General features: G+C 66.8%; 28 protein-coding genes. 12 read left to right on the top strand and 16 right to left on the bottom strand.

What is annotated here, in order from left to right; genetic code table 11:
- Positions 1 to 43 precede the first annotated feature (43 nt).
- Entirely contained in the window at positions 44 to 832 is a 789-nt protein-coding gene (locus JWP90_RS03090) for a PspA/IM30 family protein (RefSeq protein WP_297359448.1), read from the top strand.
- 125 nt (positions 833 to 957) lie between these two features.
- Here JWP90_RS03090 and JWP90_RS03085 read toward each other — a convergent pair whose 3' ends face one another.
- Complete coding sequence (locus tag JWP90_RS03085; protein WP_297359446.1) at positions 958 to 1,710, bottom strand: gamma-glutamyl-gamma-aminobutyrate hydrolase family protein; 753 nt, start codon at positions 1,708 to 1,710, stop codon at positions 958 to 960.
- Positions 1,711 to 1,857: 147 nt separating this feature from the next.
- Between JWP90_RS03085 and JWP90_RS03080 the strand changes: the two genes are divergently transcribed.
- From JWP90_RS03080 to JWP90_RS03070, 3 genes are all read left to right on the top strand, one after another.
- Positions 1,858 to 2,676: an arginase family protein gene (locus JWP90_RS03080; RefSeq protein ID WP_297359444.1), complete on the top strand. Its 819-nt coding sequence runs from the start codon at positions 1,858 to 1,860 to the stop codon at positions 2,674 to 2,676.
- A 72-nt stretch (positions 2,677 to 2,748) separates the two neighbouring features.
- The gene (locus tag JWP90_RS03075) at positions 2,749 to 3,141 is read left to right on the top strand and encodes a Fe-S oxidoreductase (protein WP_297359442.1); all 393 of its coding nucleotides are present in this window, start codon (positions 2,749 to 2,751) and stop codon (positions 3,139 to 3,141) included.
- Positions 3,138 to 4,175 (top strand): LLM class flavin-dependent oxidoreductase, encoded by a 1,038-nt coding sequence (locus tag JWP90_RS03070; protein WP_297359440.1) that lies wholly within the window; start codon positions 3,138 to 3,140, stop codon positions 4,173 to 4,175. Before JWP90_RS03075 ends, JWP90_RS03070 begins: the two co-directional genes overlap by 4 nt.
- Positions 4,176 to 4,181: 6 nt before the next feature.
- Here the strand turns inward: JWP90_RS03070 and JWP90_RS03065 are convergent, their stop codons facing one another.
- The gene (locus tag JWP90_RS03065) at positions 4,182 to 5,009 is read right to left on the bottom strand and encodes an aldo/keto reductase (protein ID WP_297359438.1); all 828 of its coding nucleotides are present in this window, start codon (positions 5,007 to 5,009) and stop codon (positions 4,182 to 4,184) included.
- Positions 5,010 to 5,109: 100 nt separating this feature from the next.
- On the opposite strand from JWP90_RS03065, the gene JWP90_RS03060 reads away from it, so the two are divergent.
- Positions 5,110 to 5,487 (top strand): hypothetical protein, encoded by a 378-nt coding sequence (locus tag JWP90_RS03060; protein ID WP_297359436.1) that lies wholly within the window; start codon positions 5,110 to 5,112, stop codon positions 5,485 to 5,487.
- 446 nt (positions 5,488 to 5,933) lie between these two features.
- On the opposite strand, the gene JWP90_RS03055 is transcribed toward JWP90_RS03060, so the two are convergent.
- The 9 genes from JWP90_RS03055 to JWP90_RS03015 form a co-directional block, all read right to left on the bottom strand.
- Complete coding sequence (locus tag JWP90_RS03055; RefSeq protein ID WP_297359434.1) at positions 5,934 to 6,410, bottom strand: SIP domain-containing protein; 477 nt, start codon at positions 6,408 to 6,410, stop codon at positions 5,934 to 5,936.
- A gap of 82 nt (positions 6,411 to 6,492) precedes the next feature.
- On the bottom strand, positions 6,493 to 6,960 hold the full coding sequence (locus JWP90_RS03050) for a carboxymuconolactone decarboxylase family protein (protein WP_297359432.1): 468 nt from the start codon (positions 6,958 to 6,960) through the stop codon (positions 6,493 to 6,495).
- A gap of 44 nt (positions 6,961 to 7,004) precedes the next feature.
- Positions 7,005 to 8,438 carry an amidase gene (locus JWP90_RS03045; RefSeq protein ID WP_297359430.1) on the bottom strand — a complete coding sequence of 478 codons (1,434 nt, stop codon included), beginning with the start codon at positions 8,436 to 8,438 and terminating at the stop codon, positions 7,005 to 7,007.
- A 23-nt stretch (positions 8,439 to 8,461) separates the two neighbouring features.
- Positions 8,462 to 8,833 (bottom strand): hypothetical protein, encoded by a 372-nt coding sequence (locus tag JWP90_RS03040; RefSeq protein ID WP_297359428.1) that lies wholly within the window; start codon positions 8,831 to 8,833, stop codon positions 8,462 to 8,464.
- Positions 8,834 to 8,865: 32 nt separating this feature from the next.
- The gene (locus JWP90_RS03035; protein ID WP_297359426.1) at positions 8,866 to 9,444 is read right to left on the bottom strand and encodes a GNAT family N-acetyltransferase; all 579 of its coding nucleotides are present in this window, start codon (positions 9,442 to 9,444) and stop codon (positions 8,866 to 8,868) included.
- Between the two features lie 36 nt (positions 9,445 to 9,480).
- Positions 9,481 to 10,191, bottom strand: coding sequence for a uracil-DNA glycosylase (locus tag JWP90_RS03030; protein ID WP_297359424.1), 711 nt, complete (start codon positions 10,189 to 10,191; stop codon positions 9,481 to 9,483).
- On the bottom strand, positions 10,188 to 10,913 hold the full coding sequence (locus JWP90_RS03025) for a Type 1 glutamine amidotransferase-like domain-containing protein (RefSeq protein ID WP_297359423.1): 726 nt from the start codon (positions 10,911 to 10,913) through the stop codon (positions 10,188 to 10,190). The genes JWP90_RS03030 and JWP90_RS03025 overlap by 4 nt, the downstream gene beginning before the upstream one ends.
- 9 nt (positions 10,914 to 10,922) lie before the next feature.
- The gene (locus JWP90_RS03020; RefSeq protein ID WP_297359421.1) at positions 10,923 to 11,432 is read right to left on the bottom strand and encodes a phosphoribosyltransferase; all 510 of its coding nucleotides are present in this window, start codon (positions 11,430 to 11,432) and stop codon (positions 10,923 to 10,925) included.
- Between the two features lie 527 nt (positions 11,433 to 11,959).
- Positions 11,960 to 12,724, bottom strand: coding sequence for an SDR family NAD(P)-dependent oxidoreductase (locus JWP90_RS03015; protein ID WP_297359419.1), 765 nt, complete (start codon positions 12,722 to 12,724; stop codon positions 11,960 to 11,962).
- 129 nt (positions 12,725 to 12,853) lie between these two features.
- On the opposite strand from JWP90_RS03015, the gene JWP90_RS03010 reads away from it, so the two are divergent.
- The 7 genes from JWP90_RS03010 to JWP90_RS02980 all read left to right on the top strand — a co-directional run bounded on the left by JWP90_RS03010 (position 12,854) and on the right by JWP90_RS02980 (position 20,023).
- Positions 12,854 to 14,179 (top strand): bifunctional o-acetylhomoserine/o-acetylserine sulfhydrylase, encoded by a 1,326-nt coding sequence (locus JWP90_RS03010; RefSeq protein ID WP_297359417.1) that lies wholly within the window; start codon positions 12,854 to 12,856, stop codon positions 14,177 to 14,179.
- A 67-nt stretch (positions 14,180 to 14,246) separates the two neighbouring features.
- Positions 14,247 to 15,152 carry an oxygenase MpaB family protein gene (locus JWP90_RS03005; RefSeq protein WP_297359415.1) on the top strand — a complete coding sequence of 302 codons (906 nt, stop codon included), beginning with the start codon at positions 14,247 to 14,249 and terminating at the stop codon, positions 15,150 to 15,152.
- Between the two features lie 170 nt (positions 15,153 to 15,322).
- Positions 15,323 to 16,555 (top strand): homoserine O-acetyltransferase, encoded by a 1,233-nt coding sequence (locus tag JWP90_RS03000; protein WP_297359413.1) that lies wholly within the window; start codon positions 15,323 to 15,325, stop codon positions 16,553 to 16,555.
- A gap of 73 nt (positions 16,556 to 16,628) precedes the next feature.
- On the top strand, positions 16,629 to 17,825 hold the full coding sequence (locus JWP90_RS02995) for an ATP-binding protein (RefSeq protein WP_297359411.1): 1,197 nt from the start codon (positions 16,629 to 16,631) through the stop codon (positions 17,823 to 17,825).
- Entirely contained in the window at positions 17,822 to 18,997 is a 1,176-nt protein-coding gene (locus JWP90_RS02990; RefSeq protein ID WP_297359409.1) for a hypothetical protein, read from the top strand. Before JWP90_RS02995 ends, JWP90_RS02990 begins: the two co-directional genes overlap by 4 nt.
- Positions 18,998 to 19,023: 26 nt before the next feature.
- The gene (locus JWP90_RS02985) at positions 19,024 to 19,671 is read left to right on the top strand and encodes a response regulator transcription factor (protein WP_297359407.1); all 648 of its coding nucleotides are present in this window, start codon (positions 19,024 to 19,026) and stop codon (positions 19,669 to 19,671) included.
- A 46-nt stretch (positions 19,672 to 19,717) separates the two neighbouring features.
- A complete protein-coding gene (locus JWP90_RS02980; protein WP_297359405.1) occupies positions 19,718 to 20,023 on the top strand; it encodes a thiamine-binding protein in 306 nt (101 codons plus the stop codon).
- On the opposite strand, the gene JWP90_RS02975 is transcribed toward JWP90_RS02980, so the two are convergent.
- From JWP90_RS02975 to JWP90_RS02955, 5 genes are all read right to left on the bottom strand, one after another.
- Positions 19,963 to 21,234, bottom strand: coding sequence for a glycosyltransferase 87 family protein (locus JWP90_RS02975; protein WP_297359404.1), 1,272 nt, complete (start codon positions 21,232 to 21,234; stop codon positions 19,963 to 19,965). The genes JWP90_RS02980 and JWP90_RS02975 overlap by 61 nt on opposite strands.
- Positions 21,235 to 21,258: 24 nt before the next feature.
- Positions 21,259 to 22,752, bottom strand: coding sequence for an oxidoreductase (locus JWP90_RS02970; protein ID WP_297359402.1), 1,494 nt, complete (start codon positions 22,750 to 22,752; stop codon positions 21,259 to 21,261).
- Positions 22,749 to 23,630 (bottom strand): FAD:protein FMN transferase, encoded by an 882-nt coding sequence (locus JWP90_RS02965; protein WP_297359400.1) that lies wholly within the window; start codon positions 23,628 to 23,630, stop codon positions 22,749 to 22,751. Before JWP90_RS02965 ends, JWP90_RS02970 begins: the two co-directional genes overlap by 4 nt.
- A complete protein-coding gene (locus JWP90_RS02960; RefSeq protein ID WP_297359398.1) occupies positions 23,614 to 24,063 on the bottom strand; it encodes an FMN-binding protein in 450 nt (149 codons plus the stop codon). The genes JWP90_RS02965 and JWP90_RS02960 overlap by 17 nt, the downstream gene beginning before the upstream one ends.
- A 109-nt stretch (positions 24,064 to 24,172) precedes the next feature.
- Complete coding sequence (locus tag JWP90_RS02955) at positions 24,173 to 25,024, bottom strand: ADP/ATP-dependent (S)-NAD(P)H-hydrate dehydratase (RefSeq protein ID WP_297359396.1); 852 nt, start codon at positions 25,022 to 25,024, stop codon at positions 24,173 to 24,175.
- Positions 25,025 to 25,061: the final 37 nt, after the last annotated feature.

Below are 25,061 nucleotides of genomic sequence, written 5' to 3'. Positions count from 1 at the left end.
CGACCGAAACAGAACACAGATACCGATCGAGAGGAAGAATCCCATGACCAAGCAATCGATCTTCGGGCGCATCGCCCAGCTCGCGAAAGCGAACATCAACGCACTCATCGACCAGGCCGAGGACCCCCAGCTGATGCTGGACCAGATGGTTCGCGACTACACCAACAGCATCGCCGAGGCCGAAAGCGCCATCGCCGAGACGATCGGCAACCTCCGCCTCCTCGAAGAGGACCACTCAGAAGACGTGCGTGCTGCGAGCGACTGGGGCAACAAGGCCCTTGCAGCGAGCCGCAAGGCCGACGAGTACCGCGCCTCGGGCAACGCGTCCGACGCCGACAAGTTCGACAACCTCGCCAAGGTCGCGCTGCAGCGCCAGATCACCTCTGAGAACGAGGCGAAGATGGCCGAACCGCAGATCGTCGCGCAGACGCAGGTCGTCGACCAGTTGAAGAACGGCCTCAACGGCATGAAGCAGAAGCTGGAGCAGCTCAAGTCGAAGCGCAGCGAGCTCGTTGCCCGTTCCAAGACCGCCGAAGCCCAGCGGAAGGTCGCGGATGCCGTCAAGAGCATCGACATCATGGATCCGACCAGCGAGGTCAGCCGGTTCGAAGACAAGATCCGCCGCGAGGAAGCCAGGGTGCGTGGCCAGCAGGAGCTTGCTGCGTCGAGCCTCGACGCCCAGTTCGAGTCGCTCGAGGACATCGGTGAGCTCACCGAGGTCGAGGCGCGACTCGCAGCGATGAAGTCCGGCGGCCCGTCCCCGATCTCAGGTGGACAGACCCAGCCCGCGGTTGAGGCGACCCAGAGCGCGCCGTACACGCCGAACCAGTAACCGATGCCCCTCGTGCAGAGGGCGACGCATCTTTAGCAGGACATCGCACGGTTGTCAGGCCGCTTCTCCGGATTCGGCCCTGATAAGCGTGCGATGTCCTCGTTCAGCGGGCGAACGGATGCCGGTCAGGCGCTTTCGAGGACGGCACCGGCCTGGGCGGCGAGGCCGTCAAGCAGCACACGCAACTGCCCGGCCGGCGCGAGGAGCGCCTCAGGGTGCCACTGCACACCGACGATCGGCAGACTCTCGTGCTCGATCGCTTCGACATGCCCGTCGTGAGCCCAGCCAACCGCGCGGAGTCCGGCGCCGAGCCGGTCGACGACCTGATGGTGGGCGCTCTGCACGACGATGTGGTCACGACCGAACCGCTCGCCCAGGTTGCTGCCGGGCTCGAGCCGGACCGGGTGTTCGACGAGGGCATATTCGACGGGCAGGTCGATGTTCCGGTGCCCGGCGTCCTCGACATGCTGAAGGAGGCTTCCGCCGAGGGCGACGTTGATGACCTGGTGCCCCCGGCAGATGCCGAGGACCGGCAGGGAACGGGCGACCGCGAGCCGGACCAGTTGGATCTGGGCGGCATCCGCCACCTCGAAGTGGTACCCCTCACCCTCATACCCGCGTTGGCCGTCGTAGAACTGCGGGTCGATGTCTTCACCGCCCATGATGACGACGGCGGCGGCGTGCTCCGCCGCCTGCAGGAGCCCGTCGACGCCGAGGTCGGCTGCTGACACCTGGGAGACATCCCAGCCGGATGCGCGGGCCTCTGCAGCTGCCCGGTCGATCATGGTGCGCACATAGGCGTCGTAGGCGGGCGCGTTCTCGCGCTGGGCGGTCACCTCGACCATCAGGAGGTGGCGACCATCGGTGCTTTCGCTCATGCCGGCTCCTTCCGCTCGGATTGTGGCCCGGGAACCATTCTGCCGTGCTCGCCCTCGCCGTGCCATGCGCACTGCAACAGGCGGCAATACTGGCTCGAATGGCGAGCCTACCTCGCGCCTCGTGTGGGAAAACCGGATACTAAGACAATGGCGACTTTCGTGGTTGTGCCCGCGTGGCAGGGTTCCGGTTCCTCTCGCGCGATGCGCCTCATCGACGGCGCCGAGGCGATCCGCGGGGACCTCCCCTCATCGGCCACGCTGCTCGTGGATGTGCCGGCGGAGGCGGGTGAGTCGCTCGAGACCGGAGTGAATCGGCTGTCGTCGCTACGGATCATCCGGGAACGCCAGAACGCCGCCCTCCGCGCTGCGGCTGCCCCGGTGATCACCGTCGGGGGCGGATGCTCCGTGGAGCTCGCTGCTGTCGACCACGTTCTCTCGTCGGGCGAGGACACGTGCGTGCTCTGGTTCGACGCCCACCCCGACCTGAATACCCCGGACGACTCCCCCTCCGGGTCGTTCGACGGCATGGTCCTGCGCGCGCTGATCGGTGAGGGTATCCCTGAACTGTCGCCGAAGACCCCGCTGGCGCCTGAGCGGCTCGTGATCATCGGGGCCAGGGACGTCGACCCTGGCGAGCAGGCCCGTCTCGACGACTCCGCGATCCGCACCCTGTCCGTTGAGGATGCCACAGCGGCCGCCCTGGTCGACGCGGTGACGGCATCCGGGGCGAAACGGGTCTATGTGCACGTCGACCTGGATGTCCTCGACCCGGCTGACATCGCAGGGACGGACTGGGCCGAACCGTTCGGGCTCCCGGCGGCGACCCTCGTCGAACTGATCGGGGCCGTCCGTGGAGAGTTCGAACTCGCCGGCGCCGGCATCACCGGTTTCGCGCCGGCCAGCGCAACGCATGCCGTCGACGACCTCGGCACCATCCTGAGAATCCTCGGCGCGCTCGCACGCTGAGAATGCCGGGGGCATCACCGGCCGGTAGCCTCGGAGCATGACGGACACCGCACGCCACACCAGGAACGAACGATGAAGCGGATGCTCTTCGACTCTCCCCTCAGCCGGCTCGGCTACCTCTACGCCAACCTCGTCGGACTGATCTGGGGTTCGATCTGGTCCACCGGGCCGGTACAACGGCGCAACGGTCTGTGGGTATTCACCGGGATGCCGAGCTGGACGTTCGGGCGAGGCGGTTCGTGTGTCGGCGGCTGCTATCTCACCAGGACGAACGTCTCTGACGACGTGCTCGAGCACGAAGCCGTGCACAAACGCCAGTGGCAGCGTTACGGCATGCTCTTCCCCCTGCTCTACCTCTCGGCTGGCACCAATCCGCTCAGGAACCGGTTCGAGATCGAGGCCGGCCTCGAGAAAGGCGGCTATCTCCGTCCGGCCAGACACGCACACCTGGAGGCACGCTCATGACCTTCCAACTCGGTGTTTATACCTTCGGTGATATCCCAACCGATCCCTCGACGGGGATGCTGATCTCCCCTGCACAGCAGCTCACCGAGACGATCGAACGGATCCGCCTCGCCGATCAGGCCGGACTCGACTGGTTCGGCATCGGAGAACACCACCGGGCGGAGTATTCGATCAGCTCGCCTGCGACCGTTCTGGCTGCGGCGTCGACGGTGACGAAAAGCATCCGATTGTCCAGTGCGGTGACGGTCCTCTCGACCGAGGACCCGGTGCGCGTCTTCCAGCAATTCGCGACGATCGACCTGCTGAGCGGCGGCCGGGTCGAACTCGCGGCCGGTCGCGGTTCGTTCATCGAGTCATTCCCGCTGTTCGGCGCGAACCTCGCCGACTACGACGACCTGTACGAGGAGAAGCTGGGTTTGCTGCTCGAGCTCAACGCAAGCGAGCGAGTGACCTGGCGCGGGCGGTTCCGCCCTGCGCTGAACGACGCGCTCATTCTGCCGCGCCCGCATTCCGAGAAGCTCGACATCTGGATCGCGACTGGCGGCAACCCCGAGTCATCGATGCGCGCCGGCTACCTCGGCCTGCCGATCAACTATGCGGTCATCGGGGGCTACCCCGAGCAGTTCGCGCCATTGGCGGCGCTGTATCGGCAGTCTGCCCAGAAGGCCGGGCACGACGCGACCGACCTGAAGGTAGCCGTCTCCGGGCCCGGCTTCCTCGCGCCGACGAGCCAGGAGGCGAAAGACACGCTGTTTCCGTACTGGAAGAGTTCGATGACGAAGATCGCCGCTGAACGCGGTTTCACCGCCCCCAGCCGGCTGGGCTACGACACGCAGACGGCGAAGCGTGGAGCGATCTTCGCCGGCAGCCCGAACGAGGTCGCAGACAAGATCGTCGCCCTGCACGAACACCTCGGCTACGACCGTCACTGTCTTCAGATGGACTGGTCGGGAGTCCCGCACGCCCTCGTGATGCGTTCCATCGAATTGCTCGCCACCGAGGTTCTGCCCCAGGTGCGGGCTGCTCTGGACTGACCCGAATCAGTCGAGGTCGTCCGGGTCACGCCCTGTGCGCTCGCCCGACGCCAGGGAGGCGATGCCGGCCAGGTCGGACTCGTCGAGCTCGAAGCCGAAGACGTCGATGTTCTCGTCGATTCGCGCGGGGGTTGCCGACTTGGGAATGACAACGTTGCCCAGGTGAAGGTGCCACCGGATCACAACTTGCGCCGGGCTGACACCGTGCTTGCCGGCGATTCGGTCCAGAGCGGGGTTGTTCAGGATGCCGCCGCGGGCGAGCGGAGACCATGCCTCAGTCACGATGCCGTTCGCGTCATGGAACGCACGGGCCTCCCGCTGCGGCAGCCACGGGTGCAGCTCGATCTGGTTGACGGCGGGCACGATGCCCGTTTCGGCGAACAGCCGGTCCAGGTGGTGGGGGTGGAAATTGCTGACCCCGATCGACACCACCCGCCCCTCGGTCTGGAGCCGTTCGAGGGCACGCCAGGTCTCGACGTAGCGGTTCTGCTTCGGTGCAGGCCAGTGGATGAGATAGAGATCGAGCAGGTCCAGGCCGAGAAGGTCCATGCTGTGCTCGAACGCTCGCAGCGTGCTGTCGAAACCCTGGTCCGAGTTCCACACCTTCGTGGTGACGAAGAGGGTGTCCCGCTCGATGCCTGAGCGGCGGATCCCTTCCCCCACACCACGTTCGTTGGCATACAGCGTCGCCGTGTCCAGGTGACGGTACCCGGCGTCGATGGCGGTGGTGACGACATCCGCGACGGAGTCGTCCGGCACCTTGTAGAGGCCGAGGCCCAGTTGCGGGATGGTGTGACCGTCGTTGAGGGCGAGGGCAGGAAGGCCGGAGGACATGGCCCCATTATCGCGGCAGTCAACGTTTCCGACTCGAGGACTTATCCACATTTTCGAACACCCGTTCTAATTTTGGTGGCCGCTTGGTAAACTTGGGGGCATGGCGAAGAGGTCAGAGCAGGTCAGGAAGGTAGCACTCAGCGTGTGCCACCGGCTGGATCTGTTCGAGGCCAGGGTCGCCCAGAACGTGCCATCGTCGCCCGCCGCGGTCGCTGTCTCGACCGGTCTCGCGGGGTCCCGCGGTACCGGTTCTTCGTTGACCGCGGTTGCCGGCGAGGTTCCGTTGTCTGTGCTGATCGACCGGGCCGGGAACGATGTGTTGCAGGCGTTGCTGACCGATGCCGCCCGGGTCCGATCGGAGTTCGACGCGATCCTCGCGGCCGGTGCCGGGGTGATCGCGAAACGCTCCGAACGCGCTCTGGGGTATTCCGGGTACCGCCACCGTCGCTCGGGTCGTGCACGAGGTGAACGTGTCTGAAAGCAATCCGCGGCATCCGGATCGTTGGCATCGACGGACCGCCAGGTTCAGGTTAGAGCACCCTCGGCGCGCTCGTGGCAGTCGCCCTCGATGCCCCACTCATCCAGATCGATGACGTCGTCTCCTGGGTGGTCTCGCCGGCTGGCGGACCGAGCAGTGGGCCCCGATCGTCGTCGTCGAGGGCATCACCTGCTGCCGGAGAGCTGCATCCGGGTCGCTCGCCTACTCGATCCGGGTAGACGCTCCAGCAGAACTGTGCCTCGAGCGCGGGATCGAGCGTGACGGCGAGAGCCACCGACACCGATGGGAGCGGTGGATGTTCGGAGAGGAGGCGTTCTCCACGTCCGACGGAACGCGTGAGCGGGTTGATCTCATCGTGTCAGGTCACCGTTCGACACTCGAACCGGAGCACGAGACCGAGCGTCAGCGCTGAAACCGAAGGGATATCAGCGGGAGACGCCGAGGCGGTAAGCCGGAGGAGTCTCGATGACGTCCGCAACGACTCCGAGCTCCGCGGTGAGGTAGTCGTAAGCCTCGGCAACGCCGCGGTAGTGGCCCCCGAGCCAGACGTGAACCTCTTCCGGGTGCTCGCACAGCATCTCACCGGCCCAGGCCCGAACGGCCCGGGATGCGGCCTCGCCGGGTGCGCAGCTCCGGCCGGATCCGGGAGCACCTGATCGATGGGAGCGCGGCAACCAGGTCACCGTCATCCGCGGAGGAACCTGTAACGCACCGATGTCGTCTGTGGAGGCGACTTCGACGAAGACCCGACCGGTTGCACAGAGCGGAAGCGTCGTCAGCATCGCTTCGAGTTCGGGAAGCACCGTTTCGTCCCCGGCGATGAGAAACTGAACGCGATGCTTGTGGTTCGCCTCATTGGCACGGTGACCGGTGTGGTCGGTGCGGGTCTGTCGGATCGTCATTTCCCCTCCAGTATAGGCAAGCCTTACCTGACTTGGCCAGAGGGAAGGGAACCTGTCCAGCGGGCTCCCAGCGTCGCGCCGGTCAGGACTCCTCCGGGTCGACGAGGTACCTGCTGGTCACGGCGATCCGGTTGAACGCGTTGATCGAGACAATCATCCAGGACAGCGTGGCGAACTCCTCCTCATCGAAGACTTCGAGAGAGGCGGCGTAGACCTCGTCGGAAACGTGACCGTGCGAAACAAGGGTGATCGCCTCGGTGAGTGCGAGGGCTGCGCGCTCCCGTTCGGAGTACAGCCCGGCTTCCCGCCAGGAGGGAAGCACCGTCATCCGTTCTGTGGTCTCTCCGAGCGACAGGGCTTTCTTCGTGTGCACTCGGAGGCAGTACGCACAACCGTTGATCTGCGATGCCCGCATCTGCACCAGCTCACACAGGAGCGGTTCGATACCCGCGTCACGAGCGAGGCGGCCGATCTCCTTGGACAGGGCCGCAAGCTTCTCGTATGCGGTCGGGCGGGTTTTCGAGAGGTGCACGCGGGCGGCGGTGGTCATAGGACCATTGTGGCCCATCGACCTCCTGACGCTCTCAGCGTGGGTCAGCGTGCGGCGACCGGCGGCGTGCGCAGCTGCCAGCGGATGCGACGCTCCAGCTGGCTGCCGATCGAGAGCAGCGTCGACTCGCCACCCGGTCTGCCGATCAGTTGCACGCCCATCGGCAGACCGTCGGCGGTCTCAGCGACGGGCAGCGTGATCGCGGGAAGTCCTGCGACGTTCACGAAAGAGGTGAACGGCGAGTACTGGCATTGCTGGATGAAGTTGCGTTCAGCGTCCTCGGTGTCGAACCAGCCGACCGGCCGTGGCGTCTGCGCGAGCGTCGGTGTCAGGACCACATCGAACCGCGAGAACTGCTCGATGACGCTGCGTTCGAACGCCGTCAGGACGGCCAGCGTCTCTGCCACCTCACGGGCACCAAGCTTCCTCCCTGATTCGACCAGGTGCCTGGTCACTGGTTCGAGCAGCGACAGCCGGTCGTCGTCGACGGGGATCGACGCGGCCGAGACTCGCCAGAGCCGTCGGAAGGCATCCGGATAGACGCCGTCGTGCTGGAGGTGCAGCTCTTCGATCCCGTGTCCCATCGCACCGAGGTGCGCAAGTGCGACGCTGACGGCGGCGGATGCTTCAGGGTCGACGCGGATCTCCATGCCGTCCTCGAACGGGGAGTTGCCGAGCACTCCGATCGAAAACCGGCCCTCGCCCCGAACGGCGGCGCCCAGCAGGTCCCCGTCGTTCTCGTCGGGTGCGCGGAGGGCGAAGTGGTGATCGATACGGCCGTTCCTTCGGCCGATCATCGCATCCAGCAGCAGCGCAGCGTCGGTCACCGAACGGGCGATAGGGCCCTTCACCGCGAGGCCGCCGATCGATTCGATGCCGGAACCCGCCGGGACGAGCCCGCGGGACGGCTTGATGCCGACGAGCCCGCACGCCGCCGCCGGGATTCGGATGGAGCCGCCGCCGTCGCTTCCCGGGGCAAAGGGCAGCAGCCGTGCTGACACCGCAGACGCCGCTCCGCCGCTTGATCCGCCGGCACCGAATGCGAGATCCCAGGGGTTCCGTGCGGGCGGAGCGATGAGCGACTCAGTGTAGCCGTGCATCCCGAACTCGGGAGTGTTCGTCTTTCCCAGGCTGATCGCGCCCGCACCGTCGAGCACCTCGACGATTTCATCCGACCGCGGGGAGATCGTTCCAGCGAACGCCCGTGACCCGAAGCCGGTGGCGACCCCCCGACGCATGGTGAGGTCCTTGTCTGCGATCGGCAGCCCCCACAGCGCACTGGTCCGTGGCACGATGCGTTCGAGATCCTGCGCGCGCCGGGTGGCGGCATCAGCGGTCACGGTGACGAACGCACCGAGTTGAGGGTCGAGCTTCTCCACCCGCTCGAGGTAGTGCGCCGTCAGCTCGGACGGAGACACTTCGCCTCGCTGAAGAGCGAGCCACTGGTCGAGGGCGCTGAGTTCGTGCAGTTCGGTCACGTCTCGAGCCTATTCCGAACCGCTCACTCCTCGAGTTCGGCCGCCAGTTCCGTGAGCAGACGGCCGAAGACGTGCGCCGACTGCTGAATCGACGTGCGCCCGGCGACCGGCCCGGCCCAGTGCACGGCCTGCGCCACGTTGAGGAGTTCATGTTCGATCCGGGAACCACCTGGAGACGGCAGCACCCGGTACTCGCCGCGGTACCACCAGCCGCCCTGGATGATCAGCAGACGCTGGTCGTCATCAGCGGTGAAGCCGGACACGTCCGGGCCGGGCGGCGTCAGCCTTCGCTTGATGGCGGCGTACACGTCGGCCGGATTCGCGTGGATCTCCCCAGCGTATGAGCGAAGGACGGTGTTCTTTACCGGGCGGTCGTATGGTGCGGATTTCGGCATGCCGACACGCTATCGCAGCCGGCCGGCATCCGTTATTTGAGGGACTTCTGTAGCAGAACCGTGCCGAGCCAGCGTTCGAACTTGAAACCGACGCGACCCATCCGGCCGATCTCGGTGAACCCGAACGACTCATGCAGCGCAATCGACGACTCCGCACCTCTGTCGCTGATCACAGCGAGGATCTCTTTGAGACCGGCGGCCCTTGACCTGTCGATCAGCTCGCCGAGCAGGGCACGGCCGAGGCCCTTGCCCGTTGACGCGGGCCCCAGGTAGATGGAGTTCTCAACGGTGAACCGGTAGGCCCGTTTCTCCTTCCACGGAGAGACCAGTGCGTACCCGAGGATCACCTTGTTCGGTGACTCGGCGACGATGAACGGCAGCCCGAGTTTCTGCAGGTGAGCGAACTTCGCCTTCCACTTCGCGAGGGACATTTTCTCCTCGTCGAAGGTGACGACGCTGTTGGCGACGTAGTGGTTGTAGATCTCGCGGATGTGCGGAAGGTCCGCGAGTTCCGCGTCCCGGATCGTGTACGAGAACGGCGCCTCCGGCTCCGGTTTCTTCCGCAGGTGCGGGGGCAGCTTCCTGCGCGGCTGGTATTCCTCTTCAAGCACGGATACAGCGTAGACGAACTGCGTTGCGGGCGTGTTTCACCACAGGCCGGCGGAGTCGAGATTCCAATCCACCGGCTCGGCACCCTGTTTCACGAGAAGAGCGTTGGCTTTCGAGAACGGCCGGGACCCGAAGAATCCGCGCGACGCTGACAGGGGGCTCGGGTGGGCGCTGGCCACGATCGGGGTGCTCCCCAGCACCGGGGTGAGGGCCTGGGCGTCGCGGCCCCAGAGGATGGCGACGAGCGGTTGCTCGCGGTCGACGAGTGTCCGGATGGCGTGGTCGGTCACAGCTTCCCAGCCGATTCCCCGGTGTGACCCGGATTCTCCCGCGCGGACGGTGAGCACGCGGTTGAGAAGGAGCACACCGTTTCTCGTCCACGGGGTGAGATCCCCGGATGCGGGCGGCGGAACTCGCAGGTCGTCAGCGAGTTCACGGAAGATATTGGCGAGGCTGCGCGGCAACGGGCGCACGTGCGGTTCGACGGCGAACGCCATCCCGATCGAGTGCCCGGGTGTCGGGTAGGGATCCTGACCGACGACCAGTACGCGCACAGCGTCGAGGGGTGCGGTGAACGCCCGCAGGATGTTCCGCTCAGCGGGGAGCACGGAGATCCCTGCTGCGGCGTCGGCGTCAAGGACCTGCCCGATGGCATCCAGCTGCGCCTGAAGAGGAGCGAGCGCGTGCGCCCACCCCTCGTCCATCCGGCCGGATGCCGCCAGCTCGGCGACGTTGAACCTGCCCGTCATCCGGCGGCCAGCGACGAGACGCGCACACCTGCCTCGGCGGGAAGAACCTGCCACACGTTGCCGGCCCCGACTGCACGGAGGGCGCCTTCTCCTACGATGAACGCCGTGTTCTCGTCGATGGCAATGCCCCCAGCGACGAGGCCGGCTTCGGTCGCAGCGATGAGCCGGGACAGGTTGCCCCACTGCACTGCGTGGGCGTCGACCGAGATGTCGAGGAGTCCTATGCCGTTTTCGACGGTGACCTCATCGAGGTCCTCCGATCCGTCTTCCGGGCTCACTTCGACGCCGCCGATCCGCCAGCCGCCGACCAGCGCGTGTTCGGAGGCGATCGATGACCCTGCGGAGAAACCGAGATAGGGCACGCCGGCGGCGACCTGCCTGCGGATCTCGCCGAAGATCGGCCGAAGGGCCTCGAGGTACGCGGGTGTGAGCCCGCCGCCGACGATGATGCCGTGCACGTCGGCGAGCGCCGCCGTCGTGGCCTCGTCACCGTGCGAGAGCGCGGTGACCACCGCTTCGAAATCGCCCGGTGCACCGGTCGCCTGGATCAGCCTCTCGGCATGGTCAGCGCCGTCACCGTTGCGGACGACGACCACGGCGATCCGCGGCGCTCCCTCGAAGCCTGAAGCGGACGCACGCTCGGCAGCTTCGGCAAGGAAGGGGGCGTATACCGCCCCGTCGTTCGATTCGGACCAACCGCCGCCAACCAGGTGCACACTCATGCTTCGAGCCTACGGGGCGGTGAGCGGTGCCAACGCCGACCACGGGAAGGTGATCCACCTCTCGGTGTCCCGCCAGACATAGTCGGGGGCGAGCACCGTGCGGGACTTGCTGTAGAGCGTGAGCGTTTTGACCGTCGCGCCGTGGGCCTGGAGGAGCTCGAGGACCATCGCGAGCGTGCGGCCGGAGTCCGAGACGTCGTCGACGAGGAGCACGTTCTTGCCGCTCAGCGCTGGGGCGTCGAGCAGGGGCGGGTGCAGCACAGGCTCGGGAAGTTGTTCGTCGATGCCGGTGTAGAACTCGACGTTGATGCTGCCGCAGTTCCTGGTTCCGAGCGCATATGCGACCGATCCGGCGAGCAGAAGGCCGCCGCGGGCGACGGCGACCACGATGTCTGGGCGGAACGCGGATTCGACGACTTTGACGGCGAGTTCGCGCGAGGCCCGGCCGAACTCTTCCCAGTCGAGCACCTCCCGTTCGGGAGGGAAAGACGCCGGGAGTTCGGTGGTCGGTGTGGTCATGACGTCACGTTACAGCGAGGCTGCGCCGCTCCGGAGGGGGATTGCGCTCAGGCGCGACCACCGCCAAGGAAGGGCGGTTACCGGCCGGCCGGCGGGTGTCTGCGCTGTCATGCTGCAGCATAGGGTTTCGGCTGAATGCTGTCGATGACGACTACGAATTCCGCCGCTTCGCTCCGTCAGGGGCGGACGTCAGCCCGGAGACCCGTGGCTGGCTGCAGGCCAATGCCCAGGGCACCGGCGCCTACGCCAGATCCCGCTCAGTCACTCAGTCGCTCAACGTCGGTGGGCGGATGCTGCCCGCCCACCTCATCTCGTCTCATCTCATCTCCTCGGTCACCGTTCGCCCCGACCACCGCCGTCGCGGACTTCTGCGCCGGCCGATGATCGATGACCTGGCTTTTGCGGCAGCCGAGGGTTTCGCTGATACCGCGGCACCGTCGGCGTCCGAGGCCCCGCTCCGCGCCGCACCGTGCCCCCGACCCGGGGAACCGCGTTCATGTTGCCGCCGGCCGTGGCGCCGTCCGTGCTCAGGCCTTCATCGACAGGTCGCCGCGCATGATCTTGTGCGGCGCCGCCTGCGCGACCGGCTTCACCGTGATCGAGTCAAGGTTGACGTGCGCAGGCAGCTCGACCGCGTGGACGATGGTCTCAGCGATGTCCTCGGCGGTGAGCGGGTTCCTGACGTCGTCGTAGACGGCATCCGCTTTCGCCTGGTCTCCCCCGAACCGAACGAGAGCGAACTCCTCGGTGCGCACCATCCCTGGGGCGACCTCGATGACCCGGATCGGTTCCCCTGCCAACTCGAGCCGCAAAACCTGCAACAGGGCCCGCTGGGCGAACTTTGCGGCGTTGTAACCGCCTCCGCCCTCGTACGCGACGCTGCCGGCGATCGACGTGACGCCGACGATCGACGCGGCATCCGCCTTTCTCAGGATCGGGAGCAGAGCCGAGATCACCCGCTTGGTTCCCAGCACGTTGATGTCGAACATGCGGGCCCAGTCGTCGGGGTCGCCGGCTTCGACGGTGTCCATCCCGAACGCGCCGCCGGCGTTGCAGATGAGGGCGTCCGCTCCCCCGGATGCCGCCACGGCGTCGCGCAGTGCGTCGACATCCTCCTGCACGGTCAGGTCGGCGACAACCACCTGTGCCCCGGTTTCAGCGGAGAGCGCCTCCAGCCGGTCCGCGCGGCGGGCGACGCCGACCACGTCCCAGCCTCGCGACCGGAACAGCCGCACGGTGGCGGCACCGATCCCTGAACTCGCCCCGGTCACGATCACGCGCTGTGCACTCATGGCTTCAGCCTATGACGCTCGCGTTACGTACTATTGCGGTGAGGATTGTCCCGGTTTCGCTCGGTGCCTAGGCTCGAAGGAACGAGCATCCGCAATCTTCCGCCCAATTTCAGGAAACGAGGGGCTTCCATGGCCGATTCCAACGCCACCTGGCAGTTCGAAACCAAGCAGATCCACTCGGGCGCTGCCCCGGACCCGACCACCAAGGCGCGGGCGACCCCGATCTACCAGACCACCAGTTACGTGTTCGACAGCGCAGACCACGCAAAGAACCTGTTCGCGCTGGCTGAGTTCGGCAACATCTACACCCGCATCCAGAACCCGACCCAGGCTGTCGTCGAGGAGCGCGTCGCTGCGCTCGAAGGGGGCACAGGCGCCCTCCTGCTCGCATCGGGCCAGGCGGCATCGACGTTCTCGATCCTCAACATCGCACAGGCTGGCGACCACATCGTCTCCTCTTCGTCGATCTACGGCGGCACATACAACCTGTTCAAGTACACGCTCGCGAAGCTGGGCATCGAGACGACGTTCGTCGAGGATCAAGATGACGCGGAGGAATGGCACCGTGCGATCCGCCCGAACACGAAGGCGTTCTTCGCCGAGACCATCGGCAACCCGCGCATCAACATCCTCGACATCGCGCTGGTGTCGAGCATCGCCCACGAAGCGGGCATCCCGCTCATCGTCGACAACACGATCGCGACGCCGTACCTGATCCGCCCGTTCGAGCACGGCGCTGACATCATCGTGCACTCTGCGACGAAGTTCCTCGGCGGCCACGGCACCGTCATCGGCGGTGTGATCGTCGACGGGGGAACGTTCGAGTGGTCGAAGAACGTGGAGAAGTTCCCTGGCCTCAGCGAGCCGGACCCGTCTTACCACGGCGCCAGCTACACGACAGCGGTCGGTGACGGTCTCGCGTACATCATCAAGGCGCGCGTGCAGCTGCTCCGTGACCTCGGTTCGGCGATCGCCCCCGCGAGCGCGTGGCAGCTCATCCAAGGCATCGAGACGCTGTCTCTCCGGATCGAACGCCATGTGCAGAACGCGCAGGAGATCGCCGAGTGGCTCGACGGCCACCCGGACATCGCGAGCGTCAACTACTCAGGTCTTCCGTCCAGCCCCTGGTACGCGGCCGCCAACAAGTACGCCCCCAAGGGTGTCGGTGCGGTGCTGTCGTTCGAACTCAAGGGTGGGGTCGACGCCGGTCGTGAACTCGTCAACACGCTGAGCCTGTTCTCGCACCTCGCCAACATCGGCGATGTGCGCTCACTCGTCATCCACCCGGCGTCGACGACGCACTCGCAGTTGACCCCGGAGCAGCAGCTGACCACGGGTGTCACGCCAGGTCTCGTGCGCCTCTCGGTCGGGCTGGAGAACGTCGCCGACCTCAAGGCCGACCTCGAGCAGGGGCTCGCAGCGGCACGCGCTGTCGTCGTCGCAGCACGCGGCTAGCTGCAACTCTGCTGTGGCGGTCCCGCAAGGGGCCGCCACACCTGTTTTCGCGGGTTACCCTCGGGAGATGAGCAGGTTCACCGACACGTGGCGTTCCCACCTCCTCAGCACCCTGTCCGGTTCCAGCGACGGCCGGCCGCACTGGGTGGACCGGATCGAGCAGGGGTCAGACGCGGGTTTCTTCGGCCCGGAGTCCGCCTCCTGGGCGGTGCACGGCGGGCTCCCGACGATGGTCGCAGGGATCCGGGCGCTGCTGCTGCAGACGCTGCATCCCGGCGCCATGGCCGGCGTCCACGACTGGTCCAGGTACCGTGAAGACCCGCTCGGCCGCCTCTCCGGAACGATTCAGTGGCTCATCACCGTCACATTCGCCGACACGGCGACAGCCAGGCGGGAATCCGCTCGGGTCGGTGCGTTCCACGAGCGCGTCAACGGCACATACACGGATGCCGCCGGCGTCGTCCGTTCATACTCCGCTAGCGACCCTGACCTCCTCGCCTGGGTCCACATCGTCTTCACCGACTCCTTCCTCGCCTGCCATTCGCTGTGGGGTGATCCGATCCCGGGCGGGGCCGACGCCTACGTCGGGGAATGGGCGCAAGCGGGCGAACTCGTCGGCGTCATCGATCCGCCACGGTCGGCGGCGGAACTCGCCGACGTCCTGTCCGCATACCGGAGCGCCGGCATCCTGCGCTACGACGAACGCGTCGCCGAGGCGGTACGTTTCATCCGCAACCCTCCTCTGCGTCGGTCGATGATGCCCGCGTACCGTGTCATGTTCGCCGGCGCGGTGGCATCCATCCCGGCGGAGTACCGGGAGCTGCTCGGGTTGCGACGCTCCCGGCTTCCGGTCGTCGGCGCCACCGGGCTCGTACTCGGGGCGGTCAGGCGGGTGCTCGGCGCATCCTCGACTTCGGAGGACGCCGCCAGAAGGCGCATCACACGGCTGGGTGAGCCGGCTTCTTCGCGCTGAGCCGCCTTGCACGTCTCTGCTCGGTCACGAACGGCTGGACGAGCCACTGCTTGGCCACAAACGGCTGACGTTCGCGACCAAGGGCAACCTTTTTCGTCCGAGGAACGGATGCCGCCCGGCGCGGTCGTAACACGGCCCACCAGGTGGGCCGAAGCCGACACAATGGATGCATGGACTGGCAGACACCCGAAGACACGGTTCCGTCCAGCTTCATCACCGAGGAGCTGGCGAAGCAGTTGCTGGGTAAACCCCCGGCGACCGGCGCCTGGCGTGACGGCGATCCCGCCGGTGAGCGCCAGTTCGCGGACCTCGGCCCGTTCGACTTCGAAGCGGGCGGGCACCTCCCGCACGTTCGTCTCGCCTACGAGACCCTCGGCACGCTCAACCCGAACAAGGACAACGCCGTCCTGATCACCCACGCCCTCACCGGCGACAGCCACGTCGCCGGGGACGCTGGCCGCGGTCACGCCACCGCCGGCTGGTGGAACAGCATCGTCGGTCCTGGGCTCGCCATCGACACCGACGTGTGGTTCGTGGTCACACCCAACATGCTCGGAGGCTGCCAAGGCTCGACGGGCCCTGCCTCGTTCGCGCCGGACGGCTACGAGTGGTCGTCGCGCTTCCCGTACACGACGATCCGGGACCAGGTTCGAACGCAGGCGCGGTTCGCCGACCTGCTCGGCATCGACCGGTGGGCGGCCGTGATCGGCGGGTCCGTCGGCGGCATGCATGCACTCGAGTGGGGCGTCGGCTACCCGGACCGGGTCGAACGCCTTGCTGTTCTCGCCGCTCCCCCGCACACCACAGCGGACCAGGTCGCCCTCAACTCGGTGCAGATCGAAGCGATCCGGATGGACCCGCTGTTCGCCGGTGGGCATTATTACGACGCCCAGGACGGCACCGGCCCGCATCGCGGGCTCGCCCTCGCCAGGCGCATGGCACTGCTGAACTATCGCAGCCCGTCGGAACTCAACGCCCGGTTCGGCCGGAGCTGGCAGTCGGCGATCAGCCCTCTCGGCGATGGCGGCAAATACGCCATCGAGTCGTACATCGACTTCCACGGCAACAAGTTCACCAGGCGGTTCGACGCCAACAGCTACATCACGCTCGTCGAGGCGATGAATTCCCACGACATCGGACGCGGCAGGGGTGGAATCGACGCCGCACTCGCCCGGGTCACCGCCTCCACCCTTGTACTGGGCATCGATTCTGACCGGCTCTTCCCGCTCGAGGGGCAGGAAACGATCGCGAGGGGCATCCGTTCGAACATCGACGGTCAGGTGCCGGCGGTCATCACCTCGGACTTCGGCCACGACGGCTTCCTGATCGAAGCGGACGCCGTGAGCGCGCACCTACGACGGTTGCTGGACACAGCGGACCGGCGAGCCGCCCGGGTTTCCTGAGCCGCGCTCCCCCTAGACTTCTCGACATGATCGGTTGTGGGGACGACGGGAGTTGCTACCCGGGGGGAATGCCATGAGCCCTTCCCGTCTGAGTACCGAGGAACGCGATCGTTTCTCCTGGCAGCTGGCCAGGCTGCTTTACCGCACAACCCGGCTGTTCGGTCTGACAGGGACAACCGTCGCCGCCATCTGCATCTGGCTGCCAGGGGCGATGACGGTATCGAACGCGATCGCGTGCTCGTGCCTGATCGTCGCCCTTCTCGCGACGCAGATCCTGATGACGCACCGCCCGCATCCGCTGTGGATGGTCCTCGCCTTCTCCCTGGGGCTTTCCCTGATCGCCGGGATCTACATGCCGTCGAGCGGTCACCTGAACATCGCCACAGCCGCCGCCATCTCCGCGATCGGAGCGTGGGGAATCGGTTCGATGGCCACCATCCTCGTGTCATCGTGGGGGCAGGTCCTGTCCCTGTTCGGCGCACTCTCGGCGACGGTTATCTTCCTGCTCCTGCTCACGCGCGGCAATGAGCCCCGCACGGGTTCGATGCTGCTCTTCATCGTCTCCGGCTGGGCGACCTCAACGCTCTTCGGGATCTGGCTGCGGTCCAGTTTCCCGCGGGTGATGCGGCGGGTCTCGAGCATCGGCCGGGCGCATAACGTCGAACGGCGGGCCAGCGAGACCGAGGCGCAACGGCATCGGAATGCGCGGCTCCTGCACGACACCGTGCTTGCCACGCTCACCCTGCTCGCGCACTCAGGTGTGGGTGTTCCTGCGGAGGCGATGCGTGCCCAGGCCAAATCCGACGGGTTGCTCTTGAAACGGCTCCGTCTCGGCGAATCGCCGCAACCGCGTTCCTCCGGTGAATACACGCTCACCCACACCGCCGAGCTTTCGCTCGGCGGAACGCTCGAGGCGCTGAAGGGACGGTTCGGCTCGATGGGCCTCGACATCGAATGGCACGGTTCGGGCCAGATCGGCCTGCCAGGCACGAAACTCGAGGCGTTCATCCTCGCCCTCTCCGAATGCCTCGAGAATGTGCGACGGCATTCGGGCGTGAGCGAAGCCCATGTCACCCTCAGCGACGACGGTGAAATGGTTCGCGGTGTGGTGACGGATGCCGGCAGCGGCTTCGACCCGTCGACCGTCCCCGAAGGGAAACTGGGCTTCGCCGACTCCGTCGTCGCACGTGTTCGCGATTCCGGCGGAAGCGTTCGAGTCTTCAGCGCCCCCAGTGCCGGCACAACTGTCGTCCTGGAGATGCCGAAATGAACCGCATCACCGCACGCCCCGACCGTGTCGCATCGGCGAGGGCAACGCTCGGGACCAGCCAGCTGGGTACCTCGCTCGCCGTCGCAGGGAGCGTCGTGGTGCTGCACTCGTTGTGGCGGTTCCTCTCCTCCGTCCATGAATTGCCTCACCCCCTGATCAGCGGAACATCTTGGCTGTTGCTGCTTACGGCATCCGCGCTCACGATCGTCGGGGTGCGGGCGAGCGGTTACCTCCTCGGGAACCTCGGCTTCACGTTCCTCCTGGGCAGCCTCGCGGTGGTGGTCGTGCTCGACCTCTCCGCGGTGTGGGATGCCCGAAGCGACAGCATCTACCCGACCGCGGCGATCGCCGCGGGAGGGGCGCTGCTCGGCACCGTCACCTTGCGCTCTGTGCGTGACGTCGCCATCAGTTCCGGCGTGCTCGGCGCCGCGCTGGTCGGAACCTTCCTCATCCGGCCGGACATTGACCCGCTCAACGCAGGGGCAGAAGTGCTGCTGATCGCATTCGCCGTTCTTCCCCCGCTCATCGCCTGCATCCTCGTCGCCTCCTACCGCCGCATGGTCCTCATGGCACTCGACCGCGTGCTGATCCAAAGCACGGTCATGGCGCCGGCGTTCGGCGTGAGCATGCTGGAGTCCGAGGAACTTGCGCAGGTCGACCTCGAGGTCGAGCAGTTGTTCGATGACATCGCCTCTGGCCGCGAGCCGCTGCCCCTCGAACCCGACCGGGCTCATCGGGCCGGCGAGCTGTCCACTGTGCTGCGGCGCCACCTCGTCGCCGGCCGTCGACACACCTGGCTGCACCATGCCATCGCCGAATCGGACTTCCTGTCGGTCTCGGTCGACCTTCGCGACGACGATGCTCTCGCAGCGTTGCTCGACCAGCGCCAGCGCGACGGTCTGCTGTCGGCGCTGTGGCTCCTCATGTACGGCGAGCAACGCACGACACGGCACGCCGTCGTCACCCTCGGCCCTGCGGTCCCGCTTGCCTCCAAAGGACGCCCACGGCTGCGTTTCCCTATCCAGATCGAGGCCCGCGGCATGCGACGCGTTGACGTGGAACCCGCCACATGGCAGCACTTGGGACGCACGGGACGCTATGTTGATACAACGACAACGGGGGCCCTCATGGTCGTAATCGAGTGCACGGTCGACAGCCCGATCGATCAATAGACCGAGGACACAGAGGAGAACTACACATGACCAGCGTAGAAAGCCCGATCCGTCTCGCCATCGTCGACGATCACAAAATGCTTCTCGGGGCGTTGACCGAATGGATCCGCGGAGCCGCAAGCGACATCCGGATGGTCGCTGCCGTACCCACCTGGCCGGAGCTGCTCACCCACTCGGAGTTCCCCGTCGATGTCGTCCTCCTCGACCTCGACCTCAAGGACAACATCCCCGTCTCGTTGAAACTGTCCATCCTCAAGACGACCGGGGTGAAGACTGTGCTGATGAGCACATACTCCGACCCCGCCGTGGTTCGTGAAGCGCTCGCGTCCGGTGCCCTCGGCTACCTGGTCAAGACCGAGGATCCCACGATGATCGTGGAGGCGATCCGCGCCGCCTATATCGGCGAATCGTTCATCTCCCACGAACTCGACATCGCCCTCAACGCCACGACCACTGGCTCACCCAAGCTCAGCGCCCAGGAACGCCGTGTGATGGCGCTGTACGCGGCTGGGGAGCCGGTCAAGTCGGTCGCGTACGAACTCGGCATCTCGGAAGAGACGGCGAAAAGCTATCTCAAGCGCATCCGTGAGAAGTACCGGGCCTCGGGCTTCGACGTCGGCACCAAGGTCGCGCTTCGCAAGCGTGCCATCCTCGACGGCATCATCCTCGACTGACCCGTCAGGTCTATCCGCACTCCCCGTGCGGTGGGAAGATAAGCCCATGCTTGTCTCCTTCTCCGTCGCCCCTTCAGGCACCGGCCGCATCGACGCTTCCGTCCATGACGCGGTCGCAGCAGCCGTCCGCATCGTCCGGGAATCCGGGCTGCCCAACCACACCGACGCCATGTTCACCACGATCGAAGGTGACTGGGATGAGGTGTTCGACGTGATCCGCCGGGCGACCGACGCCGTCGGCCGGTACGGATCGCGGGTGTCCCTCGTGCTCAAGGCGGACATCAGGCCCGGCTACTCCGGTGAGCTCACCGGCAAGGTCGACCGGCTCGAGGCGGCGCTCGGCGAGGATTGATCCGCCTCCGTGCCCGCCCTCCACACATCGGTGAGCGCCCACGCGAGCAGCACGAACAGGCCAACGTTTCGCACGCTCAGGACGAACACCATCGCCGGTGCCGCCGAGAGCAGTTCGCCGTAGAGATACGGGTACAGGAGTTGGGTGAGCGCAGCGAGGACCAGAGCGATTCCCGCCGGCCAGGCGAACGCCCTCCCCCTGTACAGCAGGCCCACAAGAACCGGCGCGACCAGCCAGGTCTGGAACTGGGGCGAGCCGACCTTGTTGAACGCGATCAACACGACCACGAGGGCGAGAGCGAGCGACGGGAACAGGCGAGACACCGATGCGCCCCGCCGAGACGCCAGAACCGCGACCAGCACGGTCCCCACAACGGCGAGCGCGAGAAGCGGCGTCATCATTCCGATCACCGCTTCCGTGCCAGGGCCGGTGATCTGGAAGGTGAGGATCTGCTGGTCGTAATAGAGATAACTGCCGGGGACCTGCGCTGACATGAGCCACAAGTAGACGGTGGCAACCGGAGCTTCGATCTGCAGCCCACGGCCGGTCTGCTCGCCCACGAAGCCGAAGAGGTGCTCAGCCCCGCCGAACCCCACCACGAGGAGCGCGAAAGCGGCGCTCGTTGCGGCTCCCGCGATGAGCACCGCTCCTCGAGACCGACTGGAGACGAGGAGAGCGGCGATCAGAGCAGCCGGCCACACCTTCATCCAGGTGGCGGCCGCGAGCAGCACACCGGCGACAAACGGATGCTGTGCCGCCAGCAGCAGCGCGACGACGGCTATCGGCACGGTGACCGCATCGATCCTGGCGAGGGCGACCGGCCCGAGCAGAGCTGTGAAAATCAGCCACCACCACGCTGCGGTCTCGCGCCGCCTGCTCGCCCAGGAGCCGAGGAGCGCGGCACAACCGGCGGCGTTGAGCAGGCTGACGAGAGCGAGCCAGGCCGGCCCGTACAGCCCGGGGCCGAGTCCCATCGCCGCGATCATCGGGACGATGGCCGCGATCGGGTACACCCACTCCCGGGTGATTCCGACGATCGGCCCGCCAGAGAGAGCCTGTTCGACCCACGGGCGGTAGACGTGGGTGACGTCTCCGAGCGGGAAACCGACGGCGTACTCGCCAACCCCGGTACCGGGCAGGCCGAGGCAGATCCAGGCCAGAACGGCGTGAACAACGACGAACACCGTCCAGAAGCCGATTCGCCTGATCACCGGTCTCATCCTAGGCGGGGTAGGTCAGTACCCGGAGAAGTAGTCCTTTTTCGCCCGTCTCCCGAAGACCGGCCGCAACGCGTCGACGAGCCCGGGTGGCCCCGAAATCAGGGCAGTCCGCTCCGGCAGGTCGGGAATCGCCGCGCTCAGCCGTTCAGCGGTGAGGCGCCCTCGGCCGAGGTAGGTCCAGCCAGAGGGCAGCACGTCTGGCGGTTCAGGGGCGGCGAGGATGACCCGCACGCCGATCTGCTCGAGCTCGGCCCTGTGGGCGATCTCCCGCGGGCCCGAGACAGCGTAGACGAGGATCAGGTCCCGCTTCTCGCCGGCACGGCGCAGGTCGTTCAACTGGCTGAGGAAAGGGGTGATCCCGATGCCGGCCGCGACGAGAACGAGCGGTTTCGTGACATCCGCTGGGAGGGTGAAGTCTCCCCAGATGCCCGTAGCCCGAACAACCGCACCCGGTTCCAGGCGGGCAAGGGCTGTCTTGAAGCTGCTCTGTGGTTCGTGCTCCCGGTACGCGACCGCGACCATCGGGTCGGCGGGCGCCGTCGCGATGCTGAACATGCGCCGGCTCCCCCGAGCGTCAGGGCTGCGATGAGGCACCGACAGTTCCACGTACTGGCCTGCCGCGAAGTGCAGAGGCGTTGCTGGCCGGAACCACAGTTCCACGACGGTCGGGGTCAGCTGGAGCCGGGACTCGAGCACCAGACGGATACCACGGCGCTGCCCGGCGAGGAACGCCAACAGGTTCCCGATGACGAGCGCGAGCTCGGGCGTTGAGAACACCGGGCCGAGGCCGTATGGCACGGCGAAGAGCAGGCCGACGATTGCTGCTTCCGCCAGCTGCTGCCAGCGCCGTGGTGGCAGGGTGAGCGGTTCGGTGAGCATGAACGCCGCGAAGAACACCACGGGGTACGAGGTGAACGGTGTCGCCAGCGCAGCGGCGACCGGCATGCCGTCACCGAGAAGCTGCACGACGACGGCCGCGACGCTGACCAGGATGAACACCCCGGCAAGGGCGACCCGTCTTGTGCGATACAGAACGAGGAGCGCCGCTATCGCAACCGCCGGGAGCATGACTGTGCTGCCCACCCACCACCAGGAGACGCCGAGCCCCGTAACTCCGACGATCACCGCGCCGAACGCCGCCGGATTGAACAGGTGCCTGCCCCGCACGGCGATCAGGTACTTCGACAGGGTCGCCACGAGGGCGGCAGCCGCGGTCGCCACAAGTTCCAGAGGCTCGATGCTCGGCCGGAAGATGAAGAAGAGCAGCAGCCCGGTGATCAGTGCCGACTCCGTGTGCGGGGAGACGCGGAACAGCGGTGCGACGAGCCGGTTGGCGATCATGCTGACGCCGACGGCGACGACGAGTCCCGCCGTGAGTTCGAGGGGGCTGAAGAACAGAATCCCCGTAGCCGAGAGGGCGAGGCTGACGGCAGCGAGGAACCCGAGAAGGATGCTGACCAGGCGGTACATCGTCACCCGCCCGATGGCGGTGTCAAATCGGCCTTTCATCGGAACAACTCCCCCGGAAATCCTGGGGATCGTTCGATCCGCCCGTCCGTGAAGACCCGGACACACTCGGCGTGGAAAGAGGCAGCGAGCTCGGCTGGAGCCGCGAAAAAGAGCGCCGTGGCGACGCCGTCCGCCGTGGCCGTGCCAGCGGCGAGCGCCCAGGTGGCGACGACCTCGTCGACCGGCGACCCTGTGCGACCGTCGACGACATGGTGCAGCCCGTTGCCCCATGCTCTGCGGTTGGTGGCTGAAGCGCAGAGGGCGCCTCCGGCCAGGGTGACGACACCGATCGCGCGTGACGGATCGTATGGGTGCTCCATGGCCACCCGGATCGGTTCCCCCCGGTGTGCGAGGTCACCTGAGGCGTCCACGGTGAAAGCCGTGTGCCCCGCCGCGGTGAGCAGTGCGGCGACGAGGTCGACCAGGTATCCCTTCCCCGCAGCGCCGATGTCGATCGTCACCGGCGCTCTGGTGTGCAGAACCGTCCCGTCCAGCCGTGCGATCTGTGCCCAGTGCGGAGCGCCGGAGCGGGGTTCATCCCGTTCCCGTAGCGAGTATGACGCGTCGTAGCCGAGGTGGTTCAGAGCATCCCCGACGAACGGCGACACCGCGTCGTCCGTGGCTTCTGCCAGTCGCGCGTAGAGTGCGAACAGCGCCGGAGCGTCGATCCCGAGGTCCCTGCTGCCAGCAGCTCGTGCGATGTCGGCGACGACGGAGTCGGGGCGGAACCGCGACCAGGTCCTGTCGAATGCCGCGATACGGTCGAAGATCCCCTCCGCCAGAACCGGCTCGATCGGTACCGCCGAGTCGATCTGCCAGCGGGTTCCGATGGCCTCGAAGACCAGCGGAGACACGCTCGGCTCAGCTGCTGGCATCATCCCGGATCTGCTCCAGGGCCTGATTGAACCCGCCGCTGGTCAGCGAAGACCCGGCGACCCTGGACACGTCGAGTTCATCGATGTTCTTGCCGACGACGATCTCGTCGATGTTCTCGATGAACTCGCCCTGATACTTCTTCGCGTTCGGCGTGCCACCCGACCCGGTGACCTGCAGGTCGGTCACCGTGTTGTCTTCCACGGTGAGGGTGACGGTCACCGACTCTGGACCTCCCGGCGACAGGTACGAACCCTCCGCGGTGTATTGCCCGTCTTTGTAGTCGGCGCCCGCCGCCCGCTGCCCGGTCGGTGTGCCGGGCGACGGCGACTCCGACGAGGTCGTCGTCGAACCCGAGCCGGCGCATCCGGCAAGCCCACCGACCACGACCATTCCGGCGAGTGTCGCTGCGACGTTCTGTCTGGTTCGAACCTGCATCTTTGTCTCTTTTCGGCGGGTGGACGCGACGACTGGTCTGCTGTCAGACGCTAACGCGCGAGTCACAAGCTCTTCGTTGCGCCGGCTGTGAGCTGGCTGTGAAATGCTGTCACGCCCGGTCGGCGCCGAGCAAACGACGCACGGCGTCAGGCACGCGTTCCGCGATATCGAGAGCCACGATCGGGCCGCCCCGTGATGCGATCGAGGCGGCGAGCCCGTGGATGACAGCCGCAGACGCCGCCAGCCGTGCCGGCATCCCCGGCTCTCCTGCCGCGGTGGAGTGGGTGGCCAGGAGAGCGCCGAGGATACCGGCGAGGACATCACCCGCACCGGCGGTCGCCGTCCACGGCGGGGCGATCGACACCGACAGGTGCGCGCCGTCCGGCTCGGCGATCCACGTCGTCGCTCCCTTGAGCAGCACCGTCACGCCCAGCCGGTTCGCGGCCCGGATCGCCCAGCGGTCGGGGGCCGCCGCGATCGCGGCCACCTCAACCGGGCTTCCGGCAGCGGCGAGCATGCGGGCGAGCTCCCGGTAGTGCGGTGTGACGATCACGCCGCGGCGGGGTGCGAGCGCAACACTCTCCAGGGCGCCGGCGTCGGCGACGACCGGCTCGACGGAGGCGAGGGCATCGGAGAACAGGGCGCCGAGCAGGCCGAGGTCCTGGGAGTCGGTGCCTGAGCCGATCAGCCAGGCCTGCACACGCCCGGGCGCCGCGACCACCTCCGGTCGCCTCGCCAGCACAGGGTCCGTGGCATCGCCGAGGTATCGAATCATCCCGAGGCCGGTCCTCGCGGCCGCCTCCACCCCGAGAACAGCAGCACCCGGGTAAGCGCGTGAGCCTGTGACAATGCCGAGCACACCACGGCTGTACTTGTCACTCACGGCGGTGGGCACGGCGACGTATGCCGCCGCATCGTGCTCGCCCCACGGCATCCAGTGGGCTCCGGGAAAATTCTCCATGCCTTCACGATAGGTTGAAGTCGCCGATGAGGAGCAC

The sequence above is a fragment of the Mycetocola sp. genome, assembly GCF_025464835.1.
Classification (GTDB): domain Bacteria; phylum Actinomycetota; class Actinomycetes; order Actinomycetales; family Microbacteriaceae; genus Mycetocola_A.
The sequence above is the reverse complement of the archived record's forward strand: the minus strand, read 5'-3'. Positions and strand labels throughout refer to the sequence as shown.

What these genes read in the sequence shown, in the direction of transcription:
- JWP90_RS03090 (WP_297359448.1), top strand. Translation starts at nt 44, where the DNA reads ATGACCAAGCAATCGATCTTCGGGCGCATCGCCCAGCTCGCGAAAGCG.
- JWP90_RS03085 (WP_297359446.1), bottom strand. Translation starts at nt 1,710, where the DNA reads ATGAGCGAAAGCACCGATGGTCGCCACCTCCTGATGGTCGAGGTGACC.
- JWP90_RS03080 (WP_297359444.1), top strand. Translation starts at nt 1,858, where the DNA reads ATGGCGACTTTCGTGGTTGTGCCCGCGTGGCAGGGTTCCGGTTCCTCT.
- JWP90_RS03075 (WP_297359442.1), top strand. Translation starts at nt 2,749, where the DNA reads ATGAAGCGGATGCTCTTCGACTCTCCCCTCAGCCGGCTCGGCTACCTC.
- JWP90_RS03070 (WP_297359440.1), top strand. Translation starts at nt 3,138, where the DNA reads ATGACCTTCCAACTCGGTGTTTATACCTTCGGTGATATCCCAACCGAT.
- JWP90_RS03065 (WP_297359438.1), bottom strand. Translation starts at nt 5,009, where the DNA reads ATGTCCTCCGGCCTTCCTGCCCTCGCCCTCAACGACGGTCACACCATC.
- JWP90_RS03060 (WP_297359436.1), top strand. Translation starts at nt 5,110, where the DNA reads ATGGCGAAGAGGTCAGAGCAGGTCAGGAAGGTAGCACTCAGCGTGTGC.
- JWP90_RS03055 (WP_297359434.1), bottom strand. Translation starts at nt 6,410, where the DNA reads ATGACGATCCGACAGACCCGCACCGACCACACCGGTCACCGTGCCAAT.
- JWP90_RS03050 (WP_297359432.1), bottom strand. Translation starts at nt 6,960, where the DNA reads ATGACCACCGCCGCCCGCGTGCACCTCTCGAAAACCCGCCCGACCGCA.
- JWP90_RS03040 (WP_297359428.1), bottom strand. Translation starts at nt 8,833, where the DNA reads ATGCCGAAATCCGCACCATACGACCGCCCGGTAAAGAACACCGTCCTT.
- JWP90_RS03030 (WP_297359424.1), bottom strand. Translation starts at nt 10,191, where the DNA reads ATGACGGGCAGGTTCAACGTCGCCGAGCTGGCGGCATCCGGCCGGATG.
- JWP90_RS03025 (WP_297359423.1), bottom strand. Translation starts at nt 10,913, where the DNA reads ATGAGTGTGCACCTGGTTGGCGGCGGTTGGTCCGAATCGAACGACGGG.
- JWP90_RS03020 (WP_297359421.1), bottom strand. Translation starts at nt 11,432, where the DNA reads ATGACCACACCGACCACCGAACTCCCGGCGTCTTTCCCTCCCGAACGG.
- JWP90_RS03015 (WP_297359419.1), bottom strand. Translation starts at nt 12,724, where the DNA reads ATGAGTGCACAGCGCGTGATCGTGACCGGGGCGAGTTCAGGGATCGGT.
- JWP90_RS03010 (WP_297359417.1), top strand. Translation starts at nt 12,854, where the DNA reads ATGGCCGATTCCAACGCCACCTGGCAGTTCGAAACCAAGCAGATCCAC.
- JWP90_RS03005 (WP_297359415.1), top strand. Translation starts at nt 14,247, where the DNA reads ATGAGCAGGTTCACCGACACGTGGCGTTCCCACCTCCTCAGCACCCTG.
- JWP90_RS03000 (WP_297359413.1), top strand. Translation starts at nt 15,323, where the DNA reads ATGGACTGGCAGACACCCGAAGACACGGTTCCGTCCAGCTTCATCACC.
- JWP90_RS02995 (WP_297359411.1), top strand. Translation starts at nt 16,629, where the DNA reads ATGAGCCCTTCCCGTCTGAGTACCGAGGAACGCGATCGTTTCTCCTGG.
- JWP90_RS02990 (WP_297359409.1), top strand. Translation starts at nt 17,822, where the DNA reads ATGAACCGCATCACCGCACGCCCCGACCGTGTCGCATCGGCGAGGGCA.
- JWP90_RS02985 (WP_297359407.1), top strand. Translation starts at nt 19,024, where the DNA reads ATGACCAGCGTAGAAAGCCCGATCCGTCTCGCCATCGTCGACGATCAC.
- JWP90_RS02980 (WP_297359405.1), top strand. Translation starts at nt 19,718, where the DNA reads ATGCTTGTCTCCTTCTCCGTCGCCCCTTCAGGCACCGGCCGCATCGAC.
- JWP90_RS02970 (WP_297359402.1), bottom strand. Translation starts at nt 22,752, where the DNA reads ATGAAAGGCCGATTTGACACCGCCATCGGGCGGGTGACGATGTACCGC.
- JWP90_RS02965 (WP_297359400.1), bottom strand. Translation starts at nt 23,630, where the DNA reads ATGATGCCAGCAGCTGAGCCGAGCGTGTCTCCGCTGGTCTTCGAGGCC.
- JWP90_RS02960 (WP_297359398.1), bottom strand. Translation starts at nt 24,063, where the DNA reads ATGCAGGTTCGAACCAGACAGAACGTCGCAGCGACACTCGCCGGAATG.
- JWP90_RS02955 (WP_297359396.1), bottom strand. Translation starts at nt 25,024, where the DNA reads ATGGAGAATTTTCCCGGAGCCCACTGGATGCCGTGGGGCGAGCACGAT.